Source organism: Streptomyces sp. NPDC050546 (assembly GCF_044457425.1).
Classification (GTDB): domain Bacteria; phylum Actinomycetota; class Actinomycetes; order Streptomycetales; family Streptomycetaceae; genus Streptomyces.
In genome coordinates, this window is the sequence record NZ_JBITGX010000001.1 from 571,370 (window position 1) to 588,568 (window position 17,199).

Below are 17,199 nucleotides of genomic sequence, written 5' to 3' on the forward strand. Positions count from 1 at the left end.
CACCGGATACCCCTACCCCGTATTTCCGCCGAAGCCCACAGAGGAGGCGCCTCATGCTCACCGCCACCGAGGTCGAGCTCGCCATCGGAGGCATGACCTGTGCCTCCTGCGCGGCGCGCGTCGAGAAGAGGCTCAACCGCATGGACGGGGTCACCGCCACCGTCAACTACGCCACCGAGAAGGCGAAGGTCAGCTACTCCGGTGACGTCTCGGTCGGGGATCTGATCGCCACCGTCGAGGCCACGGGGTACACCGCTCAGGAACCGGCGCCGCCCGAGCGGCAGACCGAGCCCGAGGAGACCGACGAACTCCGCCCGCTGCGCGAGCGGCTGGTCACGGCCGTGGTGCTGGCGGTACCCGTCGTGGCCATGGCCATGATCCCGGCGCTGCAGTTCGAGTACTGGCAGTGGCTGTCGCTCACGCTGGCCGCGCCTGTCGTGACCTACGCGGCCTGGCCCTTCCACAAGGCCGCGTTCACCAACGCCCGGCACGGCGCGGCCACCATGGACACGCTGATCTCGGTGGGCACCTCGGCCGCGTTCCTGTGGTCGCTGTGGGCGCTGTTCTTCGGCACCGCGGGCACGCCGGGCATGACGCACCCCTTCGAGCTGACGATCGAGCGCACGGACGGTGCGGGGAACATCTACCTCGAGGCCGCCGCGGGCGTGACGGCCTTCCTCCTGGCCGGGCGGTACTTCGAGGCCCGTGCGAAGCGCAAGGCGGGGGCGGCGCTGCGGGCGCTGCTGGAGCTGGGCGCGAAGGACGTCACCGTGCTGCGGGACGGGGGCCGTGAACAGACCCTTCCGGTCGCGGAGTTGCGCGTCGGCGACCGCTTCCTGGTCCGGCCCGGCGAGAAGATCGCCACGGACGGGAAGGTCGTCGAGGGTTCCTCGGCCGTCGACGCCTCGATGCTCACCGGCGAGTCGGTGCCGGTGGAGGTCGGCACCGGCGACCCGGTCACGGGCGCCACGATCAACGTCGGCGGGCGGCTCGTCGTGCGCGCCACACGGGTCGGCTCCGACACCCAACTGGCCCGCATGGCCCGGCTGGTGGAGGACGCGCAGAACGGCAAGGCCGCGGCGCAGCGGCTCGCGGACCGGATCTCCGCCGTGTTCGTGCCCGTCGTGATCGCACTCGCGCTGGGCACGCTGGGCTTCTGGCTCGGCAACGGCGTCGGTCTGACGGCGGCCTTCACGGCCGCGGTCGCGGTCCTGGTCATCGCCTGCCCGTGCGCCCTCGGTCTGGCCACGCCGACCGCGCTGATGGTCGGCACCGGGCGGGGCGCCCAGCTCGGCATCCTCATCAAGGGCCCGGAGGTCCTGGAGTCCACGCGCCGGGTCGACACCGTCGTCCTCGACAAGACCGGCACCGTCACCACCGGCCGTATGACCCTGCTCGCCGTGCACACCGCCGACGGCACCGGCGAGGCCGAGGTGCTGCGGCTGGCCGGGGCGCTGGAGCACTCCTCCGAGCATCCGATCGCCCGTGCCGTCGCCGACGGGGCGCTGGAGAAGCTGGGCGGCGCGCTGCCCACGCCGGAGGACTTCGCCAATGTGCCGGGGCTCGGCGTACAGGGCGTCGTGGAGGGCCACGCGGTGCTCGTCGGGCGGGAGAGGCTGCTGGCCGACTGGGCGATGGAGCTGCCCGAGGGCCTGGCCGAGGCCAGGACGGCGGCCGAGGAGGCCGGACGCACCGCCATCGCGGTCGCCTGGGACGGCGAGGCGCGTGCGGTGCTGGAGGTCGCCGACGCGGTGAAGGAGACGAGCGCGGAGGCCGTCGGACGGCTGCGTGCCCTCGGGCTGACCCCCATCCTGCTGACCGGCGACAACGAGGCGGTGGCCCGGTCCGTCGCCCGCGAGGTCGGTATCGCTCCCGAGGACGTCGTCGCCGAGGTACTCCCGCAGGACAAGGTCGACGTGGTCAAGCGGCTGCAGGCCGAGGGCCGTTCGGTGGCGATGGTCGGCGACGGTGTCAACGACGCGGCGGCCCTCGCCCAGGCCGATCTCGGACTGGCCATGGGCACCGGCACGGACGCCGCGATCGAGGCCGGGGACCTGACCCTGGTGCGGGGCGACCTGCGGGCCGCGGCGGACGCCATCCGCCTCTCCCGCCGCACCCTCGGCACCATCCGCTCGAACCTGTTCTGGGCCTTCGCCTACAACGTGGCGGCCCTGCCGCTGGCCGCCGCCGGACTGCTCACGCCGATGATCGCCGGCGCGGCCATGGCCTTCTCCTCGGTCTTCGTCGTCGGCAACTCACTGCGGCTGCGCACCTTCCGGGCCGTCGGCTGAGTACGAGGGTCAGCGGTGGCGCCACACCAGCGTGTAGCGCCAGAACAGGCGGCGGCGCAGACGGGCACCGGGCAGGACCGCACGGGCCTCGCGGAGGATCTCGGGGAAGGTCATGTCCGCCGGTCGCGTGGGGGCGGTCATCGAGACCGGGCGTGCTGCCCGGCGGCCCCGGTTCTTCACCAGGGCCATGACGATGTTGAGCGGGACCGACGTGATGCCGAGAAGGTGGTCGGTGGGGGTCTGTTCCCGGGAGACACCGACCACGACCAGGGTGCCGCCGGGGGCCAGACGGTCGCGGAAGGCCTGGAGCGTCTCCGTGAACGGCAGGTGGTGGAGCACGGCGACGCAGGTGATGACGTCGTACGGCTGATCGGGAAGCCCGGTCGGCGCGTCGGCCACCGCGTAGGACACCGGGGCCGTCGCCGGAGTCAGCTCCCGGGCCCGGGCCGTGATCGCCGGGTCGGCGTCGATCCCCCGCACCCGGTCGGCCCGGGTGGCCAGGAGCCGGGCGAGGTCACCACTGCCGCACCCCACGTCCAGGGCGCTTCCCGCACCCGCGGGGAGTTGCCGCAGGAGCCAGCGGTGGAAGTGGGCGTTGTGGTCCCAGGGGCGGGCGGCGTGGAAGCGGTCGAGTGCGCGCAGGGCCCGGTGCAGCGGTGACGTCATGCCGCAAGTTCACCAGGACTCGCCCGGACGGCCGTGCCGGGCCCGACTCACGGCTCACGGGTCACGGCCCTCGGCTCATGGATGGCCGTCCGCCGCGTGGGCACTCAGCAGGTACCGGCCCGCGGGGGCGCCGAGCGTGCGCCCGGCGTGAGCCGGTACCTTGCTGGGGAAAGGCCACTGCGGGGAGAAGCACATGACCGATCCGACGATCACAGACGCGGACGCCCCCCGTCCGCTGCCGGGCGGAGGGAAGCCCGCAAACCGACCCGGCCGGCTCCTGGCCGCCGTCCTCGGCGATCTCAGGGCGGTGGACGGTGCCCTGTACGCGGCCGTGGCGGCCACCCCCACGCCCACCCTCGACCGGACGCTGCGCCATCTGTCCCACGCGGCCGACCACTCCAAGATCTCGTTCGGCATCGCCGCCGCCCTGGCACTGGCCGGGAAGCGCCCGCGCCGGGCCGCGGTCGTCGGCGTCGGGGCGATCGCCGTGGCGTCGGCCTCCGCCAACCTGCTCGGCAAGCGCCTGGTGCGCCGGGCCCGGCCGGACCGGGAGGCGGCCCGGGTGACCGTGGACCGGCATGTCCGGATGCCCACGTCGGCGTCGTTCCCGTCCGGGCACACGGCGTCGGCGGTCGCGTTCGCCACCGCCGTCGGGGTGGTCCTGCCGCCCGCCGCGGTGCCGCTCGGGGCGCTGGCGAGCGCCGTCGGCTACTCCCGTATCCACACGGGCGTGCACTATCCGGGCGACGTGGCCGCGGGCGCGGTCCTCGGCATCGCCAGCGCCGCCGCGGCGCTGGCCGCGGCGGCGGCCACTCCGTCGGCGCGGACCCAGGCGCTCCTGACGACGGCCCGTTCGTGGCCGCGGATCAGCATCGGCTCCGTCGGCCGTTGAGGCCGTCGGCAGTTGAGGCCGTCAGCAGTTGAGGCCGTCAGCAGGGCCGTAAGCCGTTGAGGCCTTGAGCCGTTGAGGCCGTCGACCGGGCGTGCGGCTTGCCGCCCCGCGCCCGGTCCCGGCGCATCGAAGGCCCTCAGCCGAAGGCCTTCACCGCCTGGTAGTACGTCCACGCCGTGCTGTCGCAGGCGTTCTTCGTGCCACCGGTGTAGGCGGCGCAGATCCGCTTGAGGTCCTCGTAGAAGGCGCTGTCGAGACGGGACTTGTCGGCGCTGAAGGTGCCTGCGGCCTTGTAGTTGCGGTAGCCGAAGTCATGGCGGGCGCAGGACATCGAGAAGGGGAAGCCGAACGGGTTGTCCGGCGACGAGGAGCAGTAGTCGGTCGACCAGTCGAAGGCGTACGCGGACCAGGCGGTCTGGTTCGCGCGGGCGGCGGCCCAGGCGTTGTAGCTCGACGCGCTGGTCTGCGTCCAGCTCGCGAGCACCTGGGGCTTGTCGGCGGGGGCGGCACTCGCGAGGGTCGCGGTGCCGACGACGGTGACGAGGGACAGGGTTGAGGCGGCAAGACCGGTGGCGAGTCTGCGGTGCATCCCACACCTCCATGAGGCTGCGGCCCGCCCATCGAGCCACAGGTTCATGACAAGAGCATCGCCACCTCCTGAGGGTGCTCACACCTGACGTGCCCCAATGCCCCCTGAATTCTTGGCTATTGAACGAGAACGGCAGCCGACCGGCGTACGTCGACGGCGGTGAGCGCGAGGGCCAGCGGCCCCGGGGCCAGGAAGGCCAGGGGCAGCAGCATCCACGCGCACAGCACGGCCGTCGCGACGGCGAGCAGGACCAGCCCGCTGCCGCCCACGTCCGCCACGGCGTCCCGGGCGGCCCCGCGCACCGCCGCACGCCAGTCGGTGAGCGACTCGGGGCGTCCGCAGGCCCTCAGTCCGACGACCCCCGCGCAGGCACCGATGACGGCGGCGGCCACCGCGAACAGCGGCGCCCCGGGCAGCCCCGCCCCGGCCAGCGCCAGATCGGCCGCGAACAGCAGCAGACCGGCCAGCGCCACGCCTCCCGCCAGCAGGTCACCGGCGCGGAGCCGCCGCCGCAGCAGGGCGAAGTACCGCCCGGCCGTGACGGGCCGGTCCGCCCCCGCGCCGCGCAGTACGGCGCACGCCGTCGACAGCGCTGCCGGTGCGGTCAGCAGCGGCAGACAGGCCGCCGCCGTGGCGAGGCCGACGCTCAGCACATCGGCGAACAGGGACATGCGCGGCCCGAACACCTCGCCGGCCTCACGTGTGCGCATCCCGCTCACCCCTTGACTCCGGAGCTGGCCATGCCCTCCACCAGGAATCGCTGGAAGGCGAGGAAGAACAGCACGATCGGCAGCAGCGCGATCACCGACAACGCGAACATCGGGCCGAACGCGGAGGTGCTGGAGGCGTCCACGAAGGAACGCAGCGCGAGGGTCAGCGTGAACTTGTCCGGGTCGAAGAGGTAGATGAGCTGGGTGAAGAAGTCGTTCCAGGTCCAGATGAAGGTGAAGATGGCGGTGGTGATCAGGGCCGGCCGGGTGAGCGGCAGGACGACCTGGAAGAAGCTGCGGAAGGGCCCGCAGCCGTCGATGCGGGCCGCCTCCTCCAGCTCGCGCGGCAGTCCGCGCATGAACTGCACGATGAGGAAGACGAAGAACGCCTCGGTGGCGAGGAACTTCGGCAGGATCAGCGGCCAGTAGGTGTTCACCAGGCCGAGCTGGTTGAAGATGATGTACTGCGGGATCAGCACCGCGTGGTGCGGCAGCATGATCGTGGCGATCATGAAGGCGAACAGCGGCCCGCGGAAGCGGAACCTGAGGCGTGCGAAGGCGTAGGCGGCGAGCGAGCAGCTGATGACGTTGCCGAGGACCGCGCCGCCGGCGATCAGCAGCGAGTTGCCGAGCAGCCGCCAGATGGAGACGTCGTTGACGCCGTCCAGGGCGGTGGAGTAGTTCGACCACTCCAGGCGGCTGGGCAGCAGGTTCAGGCTCGCTATGACCTCGTCGGCGGGCTTGAGCGAGGTGGCCAGCAGCCAGGCCAGCGGGTACAGCATGACCAGCAGCGCGGCCAGGCAGCCGAGGTGCACGGCGACACGGCCCCAACGAACGGGCCTGTGCGTAACGGTCGTTGAGGTCACCGGTCCCCCTCGGAGGCGTAGACGACCCAGGAGCGCGAGGTACGGAACAGCACCGCGGTGACGACGCCGATCACGACGAGGAGCACCCAGGCCATGGCGGAGGCGTAGCCCATGTGGGAGGCGACAAAGCCCCGGTCGTAGAGGTACATGGTGTAGACGAGGGTCGAGTCGGCCGGCCCGCCCTTGCCCGCGCTGACCGCGAAGGCGGGCGTGAACACCTGGAAGGCCTGGATGGTCTGCAGAACCAGGTTGAAGAACAGCACCGGGGACAGCATCGGCACGGTGACCGACAGGAACTGCCGCCACTTGCCCGCCCCGTCCACCGCCGCCGCCTCGTACAGCTCGGCGGGGATCTGCTGGAGTCCGGCGAGGAAGATGACCATCGGCGCGCCGAACTGCCACACCGTCAGCAGCGCGACGGCCAGCAGCGAGAAGCCGGGCTTGTTGACCCAGCCGCCGGTGCCGAGCAGGTTGTCGACCGTGCCACCGTCGTTGAAGACGGCCCGCCAGACCAGGGCGATGGACATCGACGCGCCGAGCAGCGAGGGCGCGTAGAAGGCGGAGCGGTAGAAGGCCTTGCCTCGCTTCATGCCCTTCAGGGCGAGCGCGACGACGAGGGCGAGCGCGAGTTGCAGGGGCACGGCGATGACGACGTACGTCAGGGTCGTCACGACCGAGCGCCAGTAGCGCGGGTCCTCGGTGAACATCTGCGTGTAGTTGCGCAGGCCGACCCACTTCGGCGGGTTGAACAGGTCGTAGTCGGTGAACGACAGGTACAGCGAGACGGCCATCGGCAACAGCGTCAGGACGGTCGCGCCGAGCACCCACGGGGAGAGGAACACCCAGGCGGGGCCCTGGCTTTCGCGCTTGGGGCGGCGCTTCGGGGTGGTGGCGGGGGCGCGCTTCGCCTCCGGGGGAATCGCGGTGGTGGTCATGACCTCAGCTCCGCCTTCGCCTCGGTGACGTAGTTCTCGGCCGCCTCGCGGGGCGACATGCGCGCGTAGGACACCTGGTCGTAGTCGCGCTGGAAGGTGGTCTGCAAGGCGTTGTCGCCGGAGGGCGGGGCCTGCGGCGGGTCCTTGAGCTTGCCGTCGAGGGATGCCTGGAAGTCGGCGATGGTCTTGTCGAAGTCCTTCAGGCGCGGGGCGATCTCCTGCTGGATCGACTCGTTGACCGGGATGCCGCGGCTCGCGCCGAGGATCTTCGCGGCCTCCCTGTCGTTGATCATGAAGTCGACGAGCTGGGCCGCCTCCTCGGGGTGGCCGGTGTTGGCCGAGACGCCCAGGAACATGGAGGGCTTGAAGTACTGGCCGGGGGTGCCGTCCGCGCCGGACGGCATGGGGGCGAGCGCGACTCCGGTCGGGACGAGGGCGAGGAAGCCGCTGGCCGGGGCGTCCCAGTTGGCGTCGGTGACGGACTCGCCGCGTCCCAGCGGGGTGTTCTCCACGGAGCCGTCGAGCTGGGTGGTCTGCTCGGCGGGCGAGACGGCGCCCTCGCGGCGCAGCTTGTCCGTGAAGGTCCACCAGCGGGTCAGGTCGCCTGCGGTGAAGCCGAGCCCGCCGTCCTTCGTGTAGAGGGCCTTGCCCTGGCCGCGCAGCCAGACCTCGAAGGCGTCCTCGCTCTGCCCGGGGTCGGTCGCCCCGGGTTTGCCGGTCTTCTTCGCGAGGGCGCGCATGGTGTCGGCCCACTGGCTCCAGGTCCAGCTCTCGCCGGGCAGGGGCACGCCCGACTTCTTCCAGGTCCGGACGTCGTAGGCGACGGTCTCGGTGCCGCGGCCCTGCGGGATCGCGTACTGGACGTCGTCCACGCGGCCGGTGGCGAGGAGGCCCTGGTCGATCTCGGAGGTACGCAGTACCGACCTCTGCTTCGCCAGGTCGAGCAGCACTCCGCCGGAGGCGTACTGGTCGATCTGGCGGTAGTCCAGCTGCATCACGTCCGGCGCGTCACCGCCGGCGGCCTGGGTGGCGAGCTTCTGCTTGTAGGCGTCGTAGCCGGAGAACGACGTCGTCACGTCGATGTTCGGGTGCTGCTTCTCGAACATCGCGACGGCCTGCTCGGTGCGTTCCGCGCGGTCGGGGTTGCCCCACCACGTGTAGCGCAGCACGACCTTGCCGCCGGCGACCGATTCCCCGGATCCTCCGCAGCCTGCCAGCACGGCGCACAGTGCCAGTGCGGCGGCCGACGCGCAGAACCCCTTTGTCCTGTGTCCGGGCATGCCGAGGTCACCTCTCCTTTCCTCGGACTTCCTGTTGGCCCCCCTCGGCCTGTCGCCCCCCGGCTCCCTGGCTCGGCTACTCGCCCTGGTAGGGCAGCGTCGTCCCGGGCAGGTTGTACTCGTCCCGGCGGCCGCACATGCCGAAGCCGCCGAGCCGGGTGGGCGCGGCCTCGTGGGCGGTGGCCTCGCCGAGATGGACGGGCTCCCCCGCTTCCAGCGCGTCGAGCTGGGCGCCGGTGCGTTCGGCGGTGGCCAGCGCACCCGCCCGCCACAGCTCGCGCCAGGTCGGCACCTTGTCGCGCACGATCCTCGCGGCGGCCCGCTGGAACTCCAGGTACGGGGCGTTGTCGCCGGCTTCGAGGGCCTCGCGCAGGACGAGGTAGCCCTCGACGGCGAGGTCCCTGCGACGCCGGGCGGCCGCCGCCGTCTCCGGTCCCGTGCCGGGCGGCAGCTTCGCGGCGGCGGCGTACCGCTCCGGGTCGGCGAGCACCTCGGGCGGGAAGGTGAACACGGCGTCACCGGCCTCGGGCAGGCCGCTGTTCTGCATCAGCACGGTGATGCGCAGGTCGCCGCCCTGCACCATGCGGTGCACGGTGCCCGGTGTGAACCAGGCGAGGGAGCCGGCCGCGAGGGGGATGTCCCGGTAGCCGTCGGGGCTCAGCGTCTGGACCGCGCCCCGGCCGCCGGTGACGACGTACGCCTCGGTGCACACCAGGTGCAGATGCGGGCTGCCGCCGCAGACACCGTCGGCGGCCTCCCAGTCGTAGCCGCTCAGATGGGACAGGCCGATCGCGCCGGGCAGCGGGTGCGGCAGGGCGGGCTTCGGGTCGCTCACCACGGCAGGCTCTCCATATGGGTGCCGACCCGGTCGCGGTCCCAGGCGCCGTCGGCGACGACCAGCCGGTAGCGGTAGGCGAAGGACTCGCCCGGCGGGAGTGCGAACTCCTCGAAGAACGCCCAGGAGAAGGCGACCGTCGGGAAGGGCTCGGCGCGGACGAACCAGTGCGACTCGTGGATCGCGGACGTCTCGTCGAGGTTCTCGGGCGCGTGCGCGAAGACGAGCGTGGAGTGGCCGTCGACGTCGTCGTGCTCGGTGGTGAAGGCGAGCCAGGGGCCCTGGGTGCCCATGAGCTTGCCCGCGTCGGCGTCGGTGTCGGGGGCGAAGACCGTACCGCCGGTGAAGTCGCGCGGGCCGCGCCACTGCAGTCCGGTGTAGCCGGCCATCTCACGGCCCGCTGTGGTCGGGGAGCCGAAGGCCAGGGGCTCGGAACGGAGGTTGGTGAGGCGGATCGACCAGTCGAGAGCCCAGGATCCGGCTTCCTCGTCCACCGAGTGGACGGTCAGCCCCCGTACCTCGCGGGCCCACTCCTCGCCGCCGTTCTCGACCCAGGTGAGGTGTTCGGTGAAGGCGAGCCGGTCGTCCTCGACCGTGAAGTCCGGGAAGCCGTCGTGCCGCATCGAGCCGACGCGCTCGGGCAGGGGCAGATAGCCCTGGCCGTGGACGTAGCAGTTGCCGCCCCAGAAGTTCTGGCCGGACAGATGGCTCGAGGTCATCTGCAGGCCCTTGTGCCAGCGGTGGTCGTTCGGGCGGTAGCCGGTGACCGTGCGGCCGGAGAGAGTGCGCACGGGGTGCGCGTACGGCTTGCGGGACTCGAAGGGGTCCGGGTCGGGGCGGTAGACGTAGCGGAGGATCTCCGTGCCGCCTGCCGCCGTGACGGCGATGTCCTCGCCGTGGGTGTGGGTGACTCGGATGGTCATGCGCGCTCCTTGGGGGCCCAGTCGGGGTACTCGCCGTGCATGGCCTGGTAGAAGGGGTCGCCCGGGCCGATCTCTCCCGCACGCACCGAGCGGCCGGTGAACGCGGCCTTGTACAGGGCGGCGGCGAACTCGAGGGTGGCGCGCGCGTCCTGGCCGCTGCCCGGTGGCCGGGTGCCGGTGTCGTAGGCGTCGAGGAGCGCGCCGAGCTGGGCCGTGTGCGAACTCGGCACGTCGTTCGCGGGGCTGCGCCAGGCGGTGGCGCGGTCGGAGGCGACGTGCGGGGCCGGGGTGTAGGCCCAGCTGTCGTTGCTGTGGCCGTACAGGTGGGTGAGCTCGATCGTGGCGTCCGCGCAGTCGACCCGGATGCGGCTGACCTCGTCCGGGGACAGCACGCTGTTCACGACGGTCGCCAGGGCGCCGCCGCGGAAGCGCACCAGCGCGGTGGAGACGTCCTCGCTCTCGGTGTCGTGGACGAGCCGGGCCGCCATGGCCTGGATCTCCTCCCACTCGCCGAGCAGGTGCAGCAGCAGGTCGTACTGGTGGATGCCATGGCCCATGGTGGGGCCGCCGCCCTCGCTGGCCCACTTGCCGCGCCACGGCACCGCGTAGTACGCGGCGTCCCGGTGCCAGGTGGTCTGGCAGTGCGCGACCAGCGGGGCGCCCAGCTCGCCGCTGGTGATCAGCTCGCGGGCGTGCACGGCGCCGGAGCCGTAGCGGTGCTGGAAGACGACCGCCGCGTACGCGCCGGAGGCCTCCTCGGCGGCGGCGATCTCGTCGTACTCGGCGAGCGAGAGGGTGAGCGGCTTCTCGCACAGCACCCAGGCGCCCGCCTTGAGCGCGGCCACCGTCTGTTCCCGGTGCAGGGAGGGCGGAGTCCCGATCAGGACCAGGTCGGGGCGTACGGCGTCCAGCATCGCGTCCACCGAGGTGTACCCGGCGACCTGGTCGCCGGCCAGCTCGCGGAAGGTGTCGAGCCGCTCCTGGTCCACGTCGACGGCGGCGACCAGCTCCACCCGGTCGGAGTGGGCCCGCAGCGCGGGCAGGTGGCTGCCGCTGACGATGGCTCCGGTGCCGACGACGGCCACGCGGCGGCGGGTGGGAGACCCTGGGGACACGGACATGCGGCGCTCCTCGAAACGGCCGGTGGACTCACGCTTGGAAAGCGCTTGCACTCGGTAGGTGACCCTAGGCGCGGGACCATGTCTGGACAACCCCCCTGCGACGACCTGCACAAGGTCTGCGCGAGCGTTCTCCCAGCTTGGGGCGTCTATTCCGGTTCTCACCGCCCGCGCAGAAACGGCATTCCCCCCGCTGTCCGCTGGGGTTGGCCCCACCGTGAACCGGTGGCCGGCCGGAGTGATCGGGAAGCGTCCCGTCCCTACCGTTCTGTCGCACAGCACCCCTCTTCGGCATGCCCATGCCGTGCCGGCGAGGGGACAGCCGCGACAGAGAGGACAGCTTCGTGCTCCGCTTACCCCGCTCCCCGGGATCTGTGAACAGGACCGCCCTGGCGCTGACGGCCGCCGCCCTGGCCCTCACCGCGCTGCCCGCCACGGCGACGGCCCGCCCGGCCGGGGCGAGCCCCGACCCGCTCGCCCGCTATCACCAGCAGCGCCTCGTCTGGAAGAGCTGTGTGCTCGGCCCCGACGACACGACCGGCAAGGAGCTGCGGCAGGCGGGCGCCCGCTGCGCCGACGTGACGGTTCCGCTGGACTACTCGGACCCCGGCGGCCGCACGATCAGCGTCGCGATATCCCGGATCCGCGCCACCGGCACCGACCGCCGCGTCGGCCCGCTGCTGCTCAACGGCGGCGGCCCCGGCGGGCCGTCGCTGGGCGACCCGCCGTGGGTGCGCAAGGCGATGAAGGACGTCGCCGCACGGTACGACGTGGTGGGCGTCGACCCCCGGTTCGTCGGCCGCAGCACACCGCTGGACTGCCGCTGGCCGACCGGCTCGGCGCTACGCGGCGCGGGTGCGGACCGGGCCGGCTTCGACCGCGTGACCGCGTTCTCGAAGGACCTCGCCGAGCGCTGCCGCACCAACGCGGGCGATGTCCTGCCCCACGCCACGACCCGGAACACCGCGCGCGACATGGACGTCGTCCGGGCCGCGCTGGGTGAGCGGCGGATCTCCTATCTGGGCTACTCGTACGGCAGTTACCTCGGCGAGGTGTACACCACGATGTTCCCCGGGCGCACCGACCGGGTCGTCCTGGACGGGGTGATCGACCCGGACCGGTACGGGCCGAGGCTGCTGCGGGGCGTCGAGCGGGCCAACCGGCACGCGCTGGAGGGGTGGGCGTCCTGGGCCGCCGCGCGCGAAGGGACCTACGGGCTGGGTCGTTCAAGGGGCGAGGTGCTGGCGAACGTGGAGCGCATCCGGAGGGCAACGGCCCGCACAACGCTGCGGCTCGGCGACCACCGGCTGGACGAGCACGTCATGCCCATGGTCGTCTTCAACGGCCTCTCCCAGCACAACGACGCCGCCTACGGTGACTTCGCGCAGGGCGTGCGGGACATGCTGCGGGCGTCACAGGGGCAGCGGGTGACGCCGTCGCCCTGGCTCGCCGGGGTGCTCGAGTTCACGCTCACGGGCAACGACTCCCCCTACGGCAGCGCGCAGACGGCGATCCTGTGCGGCGACGGCGCCGCGCCTCGTGACCCGGAGGTCTACTGGCGCGACATACAGCGCGGCCGGGCTCACGACCCGCTGTTCGCGCCCGTCACGCACAACATCAACCCGTGCGCGTTCTGGGACCGGCCGCGCGAACGTCCCACCACGGTCCGGGACGACCTGCCCGCCCTCCTCGTCAACGCCACCGGCGACCCGCGCACCGACCACGACGGCGCCAGGACCGTGCGTGGCATGTGGCCCTCCTCGCGCCTGGTCACACTGAACGGTGCCGATCAGCACGCGGTGTACGGCGTCTACGGTGCGCCGTGCGTCGACGACACGGTCAACGCGTACCTCGCGACGGGACGCCTGCCGGCGAAGGACGTCGACTGCGCCGCGCGGTAGCGGGGCGTTCGCGGCTGTTCCGCCGGCGACGAGCCCCCTGGACCGGCCTGCGGACGTGCCGCGCGTTCGGCGAGGCCCAGGACCGCGCTGCTCGAGCGGTCCTCGGGCCGCCGGGGGGCGACCTGGCGCTGGTCGGGGCCGTCGGCCCCTGCGCGAACCCGGCCTAGGCGCGTACCTCGCCCCCGGGCCGGAGCTCAGTGGGGCCGCGGAAGCGGTAGCGGCGTTCGGGGCGGCCCGCCACGCCGTAGCGCAGGGAGACCTCGACGCGGCCGACGGTGTGGAAGTGCTCCAGATAGCGGCGGGCGCTGACGCGGGAGACGCCGGTCATCGCGGCGCACTCGCTGGCGGACAGGGTGCCGTCCGTCTCGCGCAGGGCCCGCTCCACCAGCTCGGCGGTCTCCACGCTCATGCCCTTGGGCAGGGCGGCGACGGTCGAGGCCCCTCCGGCGGCTCCGGCCAGCACCCGGTCGACGTCGGCCTGGCTGCGCACGACCGTGCCGAGCAGCCGGCCGCGCCGGTCGGCGTAGCGCTCCAGCCGGGCGCGCAGTTCCTCGGACTCGAAGGGTTTGAGGAGGTAGTCGACGACCCCGTGCCGGACGGCGCCGCGGACCGTCTCGGCCTCCCGGGCGGCGCTGACGACCATGACGTCGCAGTCGTGGCCCGCGGAACGCAGCCGGGGGATGACGTCGAGGCCGAAGATGTCCGGCAGGTGCAGGTCGAGCAGCACGAGGTCGGGGCGCAGCGCGTCGGCGGCGGTGACGGCCTGGGCGCCGGTACCGGCGACGCCGACGACGCGGAAGGAGTCGACGCGCTCGACGAAGGCGCGATGGACCTTGGCCACCATGAAGTCGTCGTCGACCACGAGGACGTCGATCGTGCCGGTGGTGGCGGACGTGCGGGACTCGCTGGTCATCGGGTCGCTCCTTCCGTGCCGGGGCCGCCCATCATGGCGTCCACCTGCGGTGAGGGAAAGGGATGTGCGCGGTGCGGTCCACGGGGCCGGGGTGCGCACGGCTGTTCCGGCGACCGCAAAGACCAAAACCTCCGTTGGTTCCGCAAGAGAGACAGCCCGTCGGCGTCCGGTGCAGCATGTGGCCCACATCACCCTCCCCCACAGGGCCTTTACCTACCCGCATCGACGTACCGACAGGTGGTGGCACTCGTGCGCCTGCGCACTCCCCTCGCCCTGCTCGGGGCCGCCGTGCTCGTGCTCGTCGGACCGCCGCTGCTGACCACCGGCAGCGGCACCGAGACCGGCACACAGATCCCTGGCCTGCGTTTCATGGTCCCCAACACGCCCGGCGGCGGCTACGACATCACGGCCCGTACGGCCGCGAAGAACGCCGAGGACGCCGGACTGACCCACAACATCGAGGTGTTCAACCTGCCCGGAGCCGGCGGCACCGTGGGCCTCAGCCGGCTGGTGAGCGAGCAGGGCAACGGCAAGCTCGCGATGTCCATGGGCCTCGGGGTCGTGGGCGCCGTCCGTTCCAACGACGCGCCGAAGACGCTCGGCGACACCACGCCGATCGCCCGGCTCACCGAGGAGCAGGACGTCGTCGTGGTCGCCAAGGACTCCCCGTACAAGACGATCGACGACCTGATCGGCGCCTGGAAGGAGAACCCGGGCAAGCTCCCGGTGGGCGGCGGGTCCTCCCCCGGCGGGCCTGACCACCTCGCGCCGATGCTGATGGCGCGGGCCGCCGGGATCCCGCCGAAGCAGGTCAACTACATCCCCTTCGACGGGGGCGGCGAACTCCTCGCCTCCATCCTCGGCAACAAGGTCGCCTTCGGTGTCTCCGGTGTCGGCGAGTACCTGGACCAGATCAAGGCGGGCGAGCTGCGCCTCCTCGCGGTCACCGGCCCGAAACGGGTCGAGGGGCTCGACGCGCCGACGCTGACGGAGGCCGGTTACGACGTGAACTTCACCAACTGGCGCGGCATCGTCGCCCCGCCCGGCCTGAACGACGGGGAGCGCGACAAGCTCGTGAAGCTGGTCGAGGAGCTGCACGGCTCCGACGAGTGGCGCAAGTCCATGAAGCAGAACGGCTGGGACGACGCCTTCCTCACCGGTGACAAGTTCGGCGCGTTCCTCGACGCCGAGGACAAGCGCGTGGTTTCGGTGCTGAAGGAGCTGGGACTGTGACGACGCAGACCGACATTCCCCCCGCCGAGACCGGCGGCGAACGGCGCTCGTGGCTGCGCGAGCACTCCGAACTCGGCGTGTGCGCGCTGCTGCTGGCCCTGGGCGTGCTCGTCCTGACCGACGCGCTCACCATGGACGTCGACATCGCCCAGCGCGGCCCCGTCGGCCCGAAGACCGTGCCGATCGTGGTCGGCGCCGGGCTGCTGGTGATCGCCGCGCTGCTCGCCGTGGACGTGCTGCGCGGCGGCCGGGGTCAGGCCGAGACCGGCGAGGACGTCGACCTGTCCGAGCCCGCCGACTGGCGGACGGTGCTGCTGCTCGCCGGGGTGTTCCTCGGCGCGGCCGTGCTCATCGAGCCGCTCGGCTTCCCCGTCGCGGGCGCGCTGCTGTTCTGGGGCGCGGCCTTCGCGCTCGGCAGCCGCCGGATCGACCGCGATCCGCTCATCGCGGCCGGGCTGTCCCTCGTCACCTACACCGTGTTCAACAATCTGCTCGGAGTGCCCCTGCCCGGCGGTCCGCTGATGGGAGTGCTGTGACATGGATGCCTTCAACTCCCTTCTGGACGGCTTCGGTACGGCACTCACGCCGATCAACCTCCTCTGGGCCGTCATCGGTGTGCTGCTCGGCACGGCGATCGGCGTCCTGCCGGGCATCGGCCCGGCGATGGCGGTCGCGCTGCTGCTGCCGGTGACGTACGGGCTCGACCCGACCGGCGCGTTCATCATGTTCGCCGGCATCTACTACGGCGCGATGTTCGGCGGTTCGACCACCTCCATCCTGCTCAACACGCCCGGTGAGAGCGCGGCGGTGGTGGCGGCCATGGAGGGCAACCCCATGGCCAAGTCCGGACGCGGCGCCCAGGCCCTCGCGGCGGCCGCCGTAGGGCACTTCGCGGGCGGCCTGATCGGCACGCTCCTGCTGGTGGCGCTCGCGCCGACGGTCGCGAAACTGGCCGTGGACATCGGCGCGCCGGACTACTTCGCCATCATGGTGCTGGCGTTCATCGCGGTGACGTCGGTGCTCGGCTCGTCCCGCATCCGCGGCCTCGCCTCGCTGCTCATCGGCCTCACCCTGGGCCTGGTGGGCCTGGACCAGATGACCGGCCAGCAGCGTCTGACGTTCGGCTCGCTCCAACTGGCCGACGGTATCGACGTGGTGATCGTCGCGGTCGGTCTCTTCGCGATCGGCGAGGCCCTGTGGGTGGCGGCGCACCTGCGGCGCAGTCCGCCGGAGCCGATCCCGGTGGGCCGGCCGTGGCTGGGGCGCGGGGATGTGAACCGGACCTGGAAGTCGTGGCTGCGCGGCCCCTTCATCGGCTTCCCGTTCGGCGCGATCCCGGCGGGCGGCGCCGAGATCCCCACCTTCCTGTCGTACGTGACGGAGAAGCGCCTGTCCAAGCACAAGGACGAGTGGGGCAAGGGCGCGATCGAGGGCGTCGCGGGGCCGGAGTCGGCGGCGTCGGCCTCGGCGGCGGGCACCCTGGTGTCGATGCTGACCCTGGGCCTGCCGACCACGGCGGTCGCGGCCGTGATGCTGGCCGCCTTCCAGCAGTACGGCATCCAGCCCGGCCCGCTGCTCTTCGAGCGCGAACCCGACCTGGTGTGGGGCCTGATCGCCTCCCTCTTCGTCGGCATGGTGCTGCTCCTGGCCCTCAACCTGCCGCTGGCGCCGGTGTGGGCGAAGCTGCTGCGCATCCCGCGCCCGTACCTGTACGCCGGGATCATGTTCTTCGCGGCGGTCGGCGCGTACGCGGTCGGCGGCGAGGTGATCGACCTGGTGATCCTGCTGATCATCGGCCTGATCGGCTTCGGCATGCGCCGCTACGGATTGCCGGTGCTCCCTGCCGTCATCGGCGTCATCCTCGGCCCCAACGCCGAGCAGCAGCTGCGGCGCGCCCTGCAGATCAGTGACGGCAGTGTGACGGGCCTGGTCAACACGCCGTTCGCGGTGACCGTGTACGCGGTGATCCTGGTACTGCTGGCCTGGCCGCTGCTGAAGAAGGCGGTGACACGCGGGCGCGTGGAGGCCTGACACCGCTCGACCCCGT

At 72.2% G+C, this 17,199-nt stretch carries 16 protein-coding genes; 6 read left to right on the forward strand and 10 right to left on the reverse strand.

All coding sequences use genetic code 11. The features are described from left to right. Nucleotides 1-53 precede the first annotated feature (53 nt). Nucleotides 54-2,291: a heavy metal translocating P-type ATPase gene (locus ACIBK5_RS02570; RefSeq protein ID WP_399015357.1), complete on the forward strand. Its 2,238-nt coding sequence runs from the start codon at nucleotides 54-56 to the stop codon at nucleotides 2,289-2,291. 9 nt (nucleotides 2,292-2,300) lie between these two features. Here ACIBK5_RS02570 and ACIBK5_RS02575 read toward each other — a convergent pair whose 3' ends face one another. After that, the gene (locus tag ACIBK5_RS02575) at nucleotides 2,301-2,957 is read right to left on the reverse strand and encodes a class I SAM-dependent methyltransferase (protein WP_399015359.1); all 657 of its coding nucleotides are present in this window, start codon (nucleotides 2,955-2,957) and stop codon (nucleotides 2,301-2,303) included. Nucleotides 2,958-3,150: 193 nt separating this feature from the next. Between ACIBK5_RS02575 and ACIBK5_RS02580 the strand changes: the two genes are divergently transcribed. Beyond that, nucleotides 3,151-3,849 (forward strand): phosphatase PAP2 family protein, encoded by a 699-nt coding sequence (locus ACIBK5_RS02580; RefSeq protein WP_399015361.1) that lies wholly within the window; start codon nucleotides 3,151-3,153, stop codon nucleotides 3,847-3,849. 136 nt (nucleotides 3,850-3,985) lie between these two features. Here ACIBK5_RS02580 and ACIBK5_RS02585 read toward each other — a convergent pair whose 3' ends face one another. From ACIBK5_RS02585 to ACIBK5_RS02620, 8 genes are all read right to left on the reverse strand, one after another. Then, nucleotides 3,986-4,438: a phospholipase gene (locus tag ACIBK5_RS02585; RefSeq protein ID WP_399015363.1), complete on the reverse strand. Its 453-nt coding sequence runs from the start codon at nucleotides 4,436-4,438 to the stop codon at nucleotides 3,986-3,988. A gap of 116 nt (nucleotides 4,439-4,554) precedes the next feature. Then, nucleotides 4,555-5,148: a hypothetical protein gene (locus ACIBK5_RS02590; protein WP_399015364.1), complete on the reverse strand. Its 594-nt coding sequence runs from the start codon at nucleotides 5,146-5,148 to the stop codon at nucleotides 4,555-4,557. Nucleotides 5,149-5,153: 5 nt separating this feature from the next. Continuing rightward, nucleotides 5,154-6,014 (reverse strand): carbohydrate ABC transporter permease, encoded by an 861-nt coding sequence (locus ACIBK5_RS02595; RefSeq protein WP_184595305.1) that lies wholly within the window; start codon nucleotides 6,012-6,014, stop codon nucleotides 5,154-5,156. Further along, a complete protein-coding gene (locus ACIBK5_RS02600) occupies nucleotides 6,011-6,949 on the reverse strand; it encodes a carbohydrate ABC transporter permease (protein ID WP_399015365.1) in 939 nt (312 codons plus the stop codon). Before ACIBK5_RS02600 ends, ACIBK5_RS02595 begins: the two co-directional genes overlap by 4 nt. After that, entirely contained in the window at nucleotides 6,946-8,229 is a 1,284-nt protein-coding gene (locus ACIBK5_RS02605) for an ABC transporter substrate-binding protein (protein ID WP_399015367.1), read from the reverse strand. Before ACIBK5_RS02605 ends, ACIBK5_RS02600 begins: the two co-directional genes overlap by 4 nt. Nucleotides 8,230-8,305: 76 nt before the next feature. Next, nucleotides 8,306-9,067 carry a cupin gene (locus ACIBK5_RS02610; RefSeq protein WP_399015369.1) on the reverse strand — a complete coding sequence of 254 codons (762 nt, stop codon included), beginning with the start codon at nucleotides 9,065-9,067 and terminating at the stop codon, nucleotides 8,306-8,308. Then, the gene (locus ACIBK5_RS02615; protein WP_399015371.1) at nucleotides 9,061-9,987 is read right to left on the reverse strand and encodes a PmoA family protein; all 927 of its coding nucleotides are present in this window, start codon (nucleotides 9,985-9,987) and stop codon (nucleotides 9,061-9,063) included. The genes ACIBK5_RS02610 and ACIBK5_RS02615 overlap by 7 nt, the downstream gene beginning before the upstream one ends. Next, complete coding sequence (locus ACIBK5_RS02620; RefSeq protein WP_399015372.1) at nucleotides 9,984-11,108, reverse strand: Gfo/Idh/MocA family protein; 1,125 nt, start codon at nucleotides 11,106-11,108, stop codon at nucleotides 9,984-9,986. Before ACIBK5_RS02620 ends, ACIBK5_RS02615 begins: the two co-directional genes overlap by 4 nt. Before the next feature lie 296 nt (nucleotides 11,109-11,404). On the opposite strand from ACIBK5_RS02620, the gene ACIBK5_RS02625 reads away from it, so the two are divergent. Further along, nucleotides 11,405-13,006 (forward strand): alpha/beta hydrolase, encoded by a 1,602-nt coding sequence (locus ACIBK5_RS02625; RefSeq protein WP_399016210.1) that lies wholly within the window; start codon nucleotides 11,405-11,407, stop codon nucleotides 13,004-13,006. A gap of 163 nt (nucleotides 13,007-13,169) precedes the next feature. On the opposite strand, the gene ACIBK5_RS02630 is transcribed toward ACIBK5_RS02625, so the two are convergent. After that, nucleotides 13,170-13,919 carry a response regulator gene (locus ACIBK5_RS02630; protein WP_399015374.1) on the reverse strand — a complete coding sequence of 250 codons (750 nt, stop codon included), beginning with the start codon at nucleotides 13,917-13,919 and terminating at the stop codon, nucleotides 13,170-13,172. Nucleotides 13,920-14,168: 249 nt separating this feature from the next. Here ACIBK5_RS02630 and ACIBK5_RS02635 point away from each other — a divergent pair, with 249 nt between their 5' ends. The 3 genes from ACIBK5_RS02635 to ACIBK5_RS02645 are packed head-to-tail and all read left to right on the forward strand — an operon-like array spanning nucleotide 14,169 to nucleotide 17,183. Continuing rightward, the gene (locus ACIBK5_RS02635; protein ID WP_399016213.1) at nucleotides 14,169-15,152 is read left to right on the forward strand and encodes a Bug family tripartite tricarboxylate transporter substrate binding protein; all 984 of its coding nucleotides are present in this window, start codon (nucleotides 14,169-14,171) and stop codon (nucleotides 15,150-15,152) included. Next, the gene (locus ACIBK5_RS02640; protein WP_382488029.1) at nucleotides 15,149-15,688 is read left to right on the forward strand and encodes a tripartite tricarboxylate transporter TctB family protein; all 540 of its coding nucleotides are present in this window, start codon (nucleotides 15,149-15,151) and stop codon (nucleotides 15,686-15,688) included. The genes ACIBK5_RS02635 and ACIBK5_RS02640 overlap by 4 nt, the downstream gene beginning before the upstream one ends. 1 nt (nucleotide 15,689) lies before the next feature. After that, on the forward strand, nucleotides 15,690-17,183 hold the full coding sequence (locus ACIBK5_RS02645; RefSeq protein ID WP_399015376.1) for a tripartite tricarboxylate transporter permease: 1,494 nt from the start codon (nucleotides 15,690-15,692) through the stop codon (nucleotides 17,181-17,183). Nucleotides 17,184-17,199 lie beyond the last annotated feature (16 nt).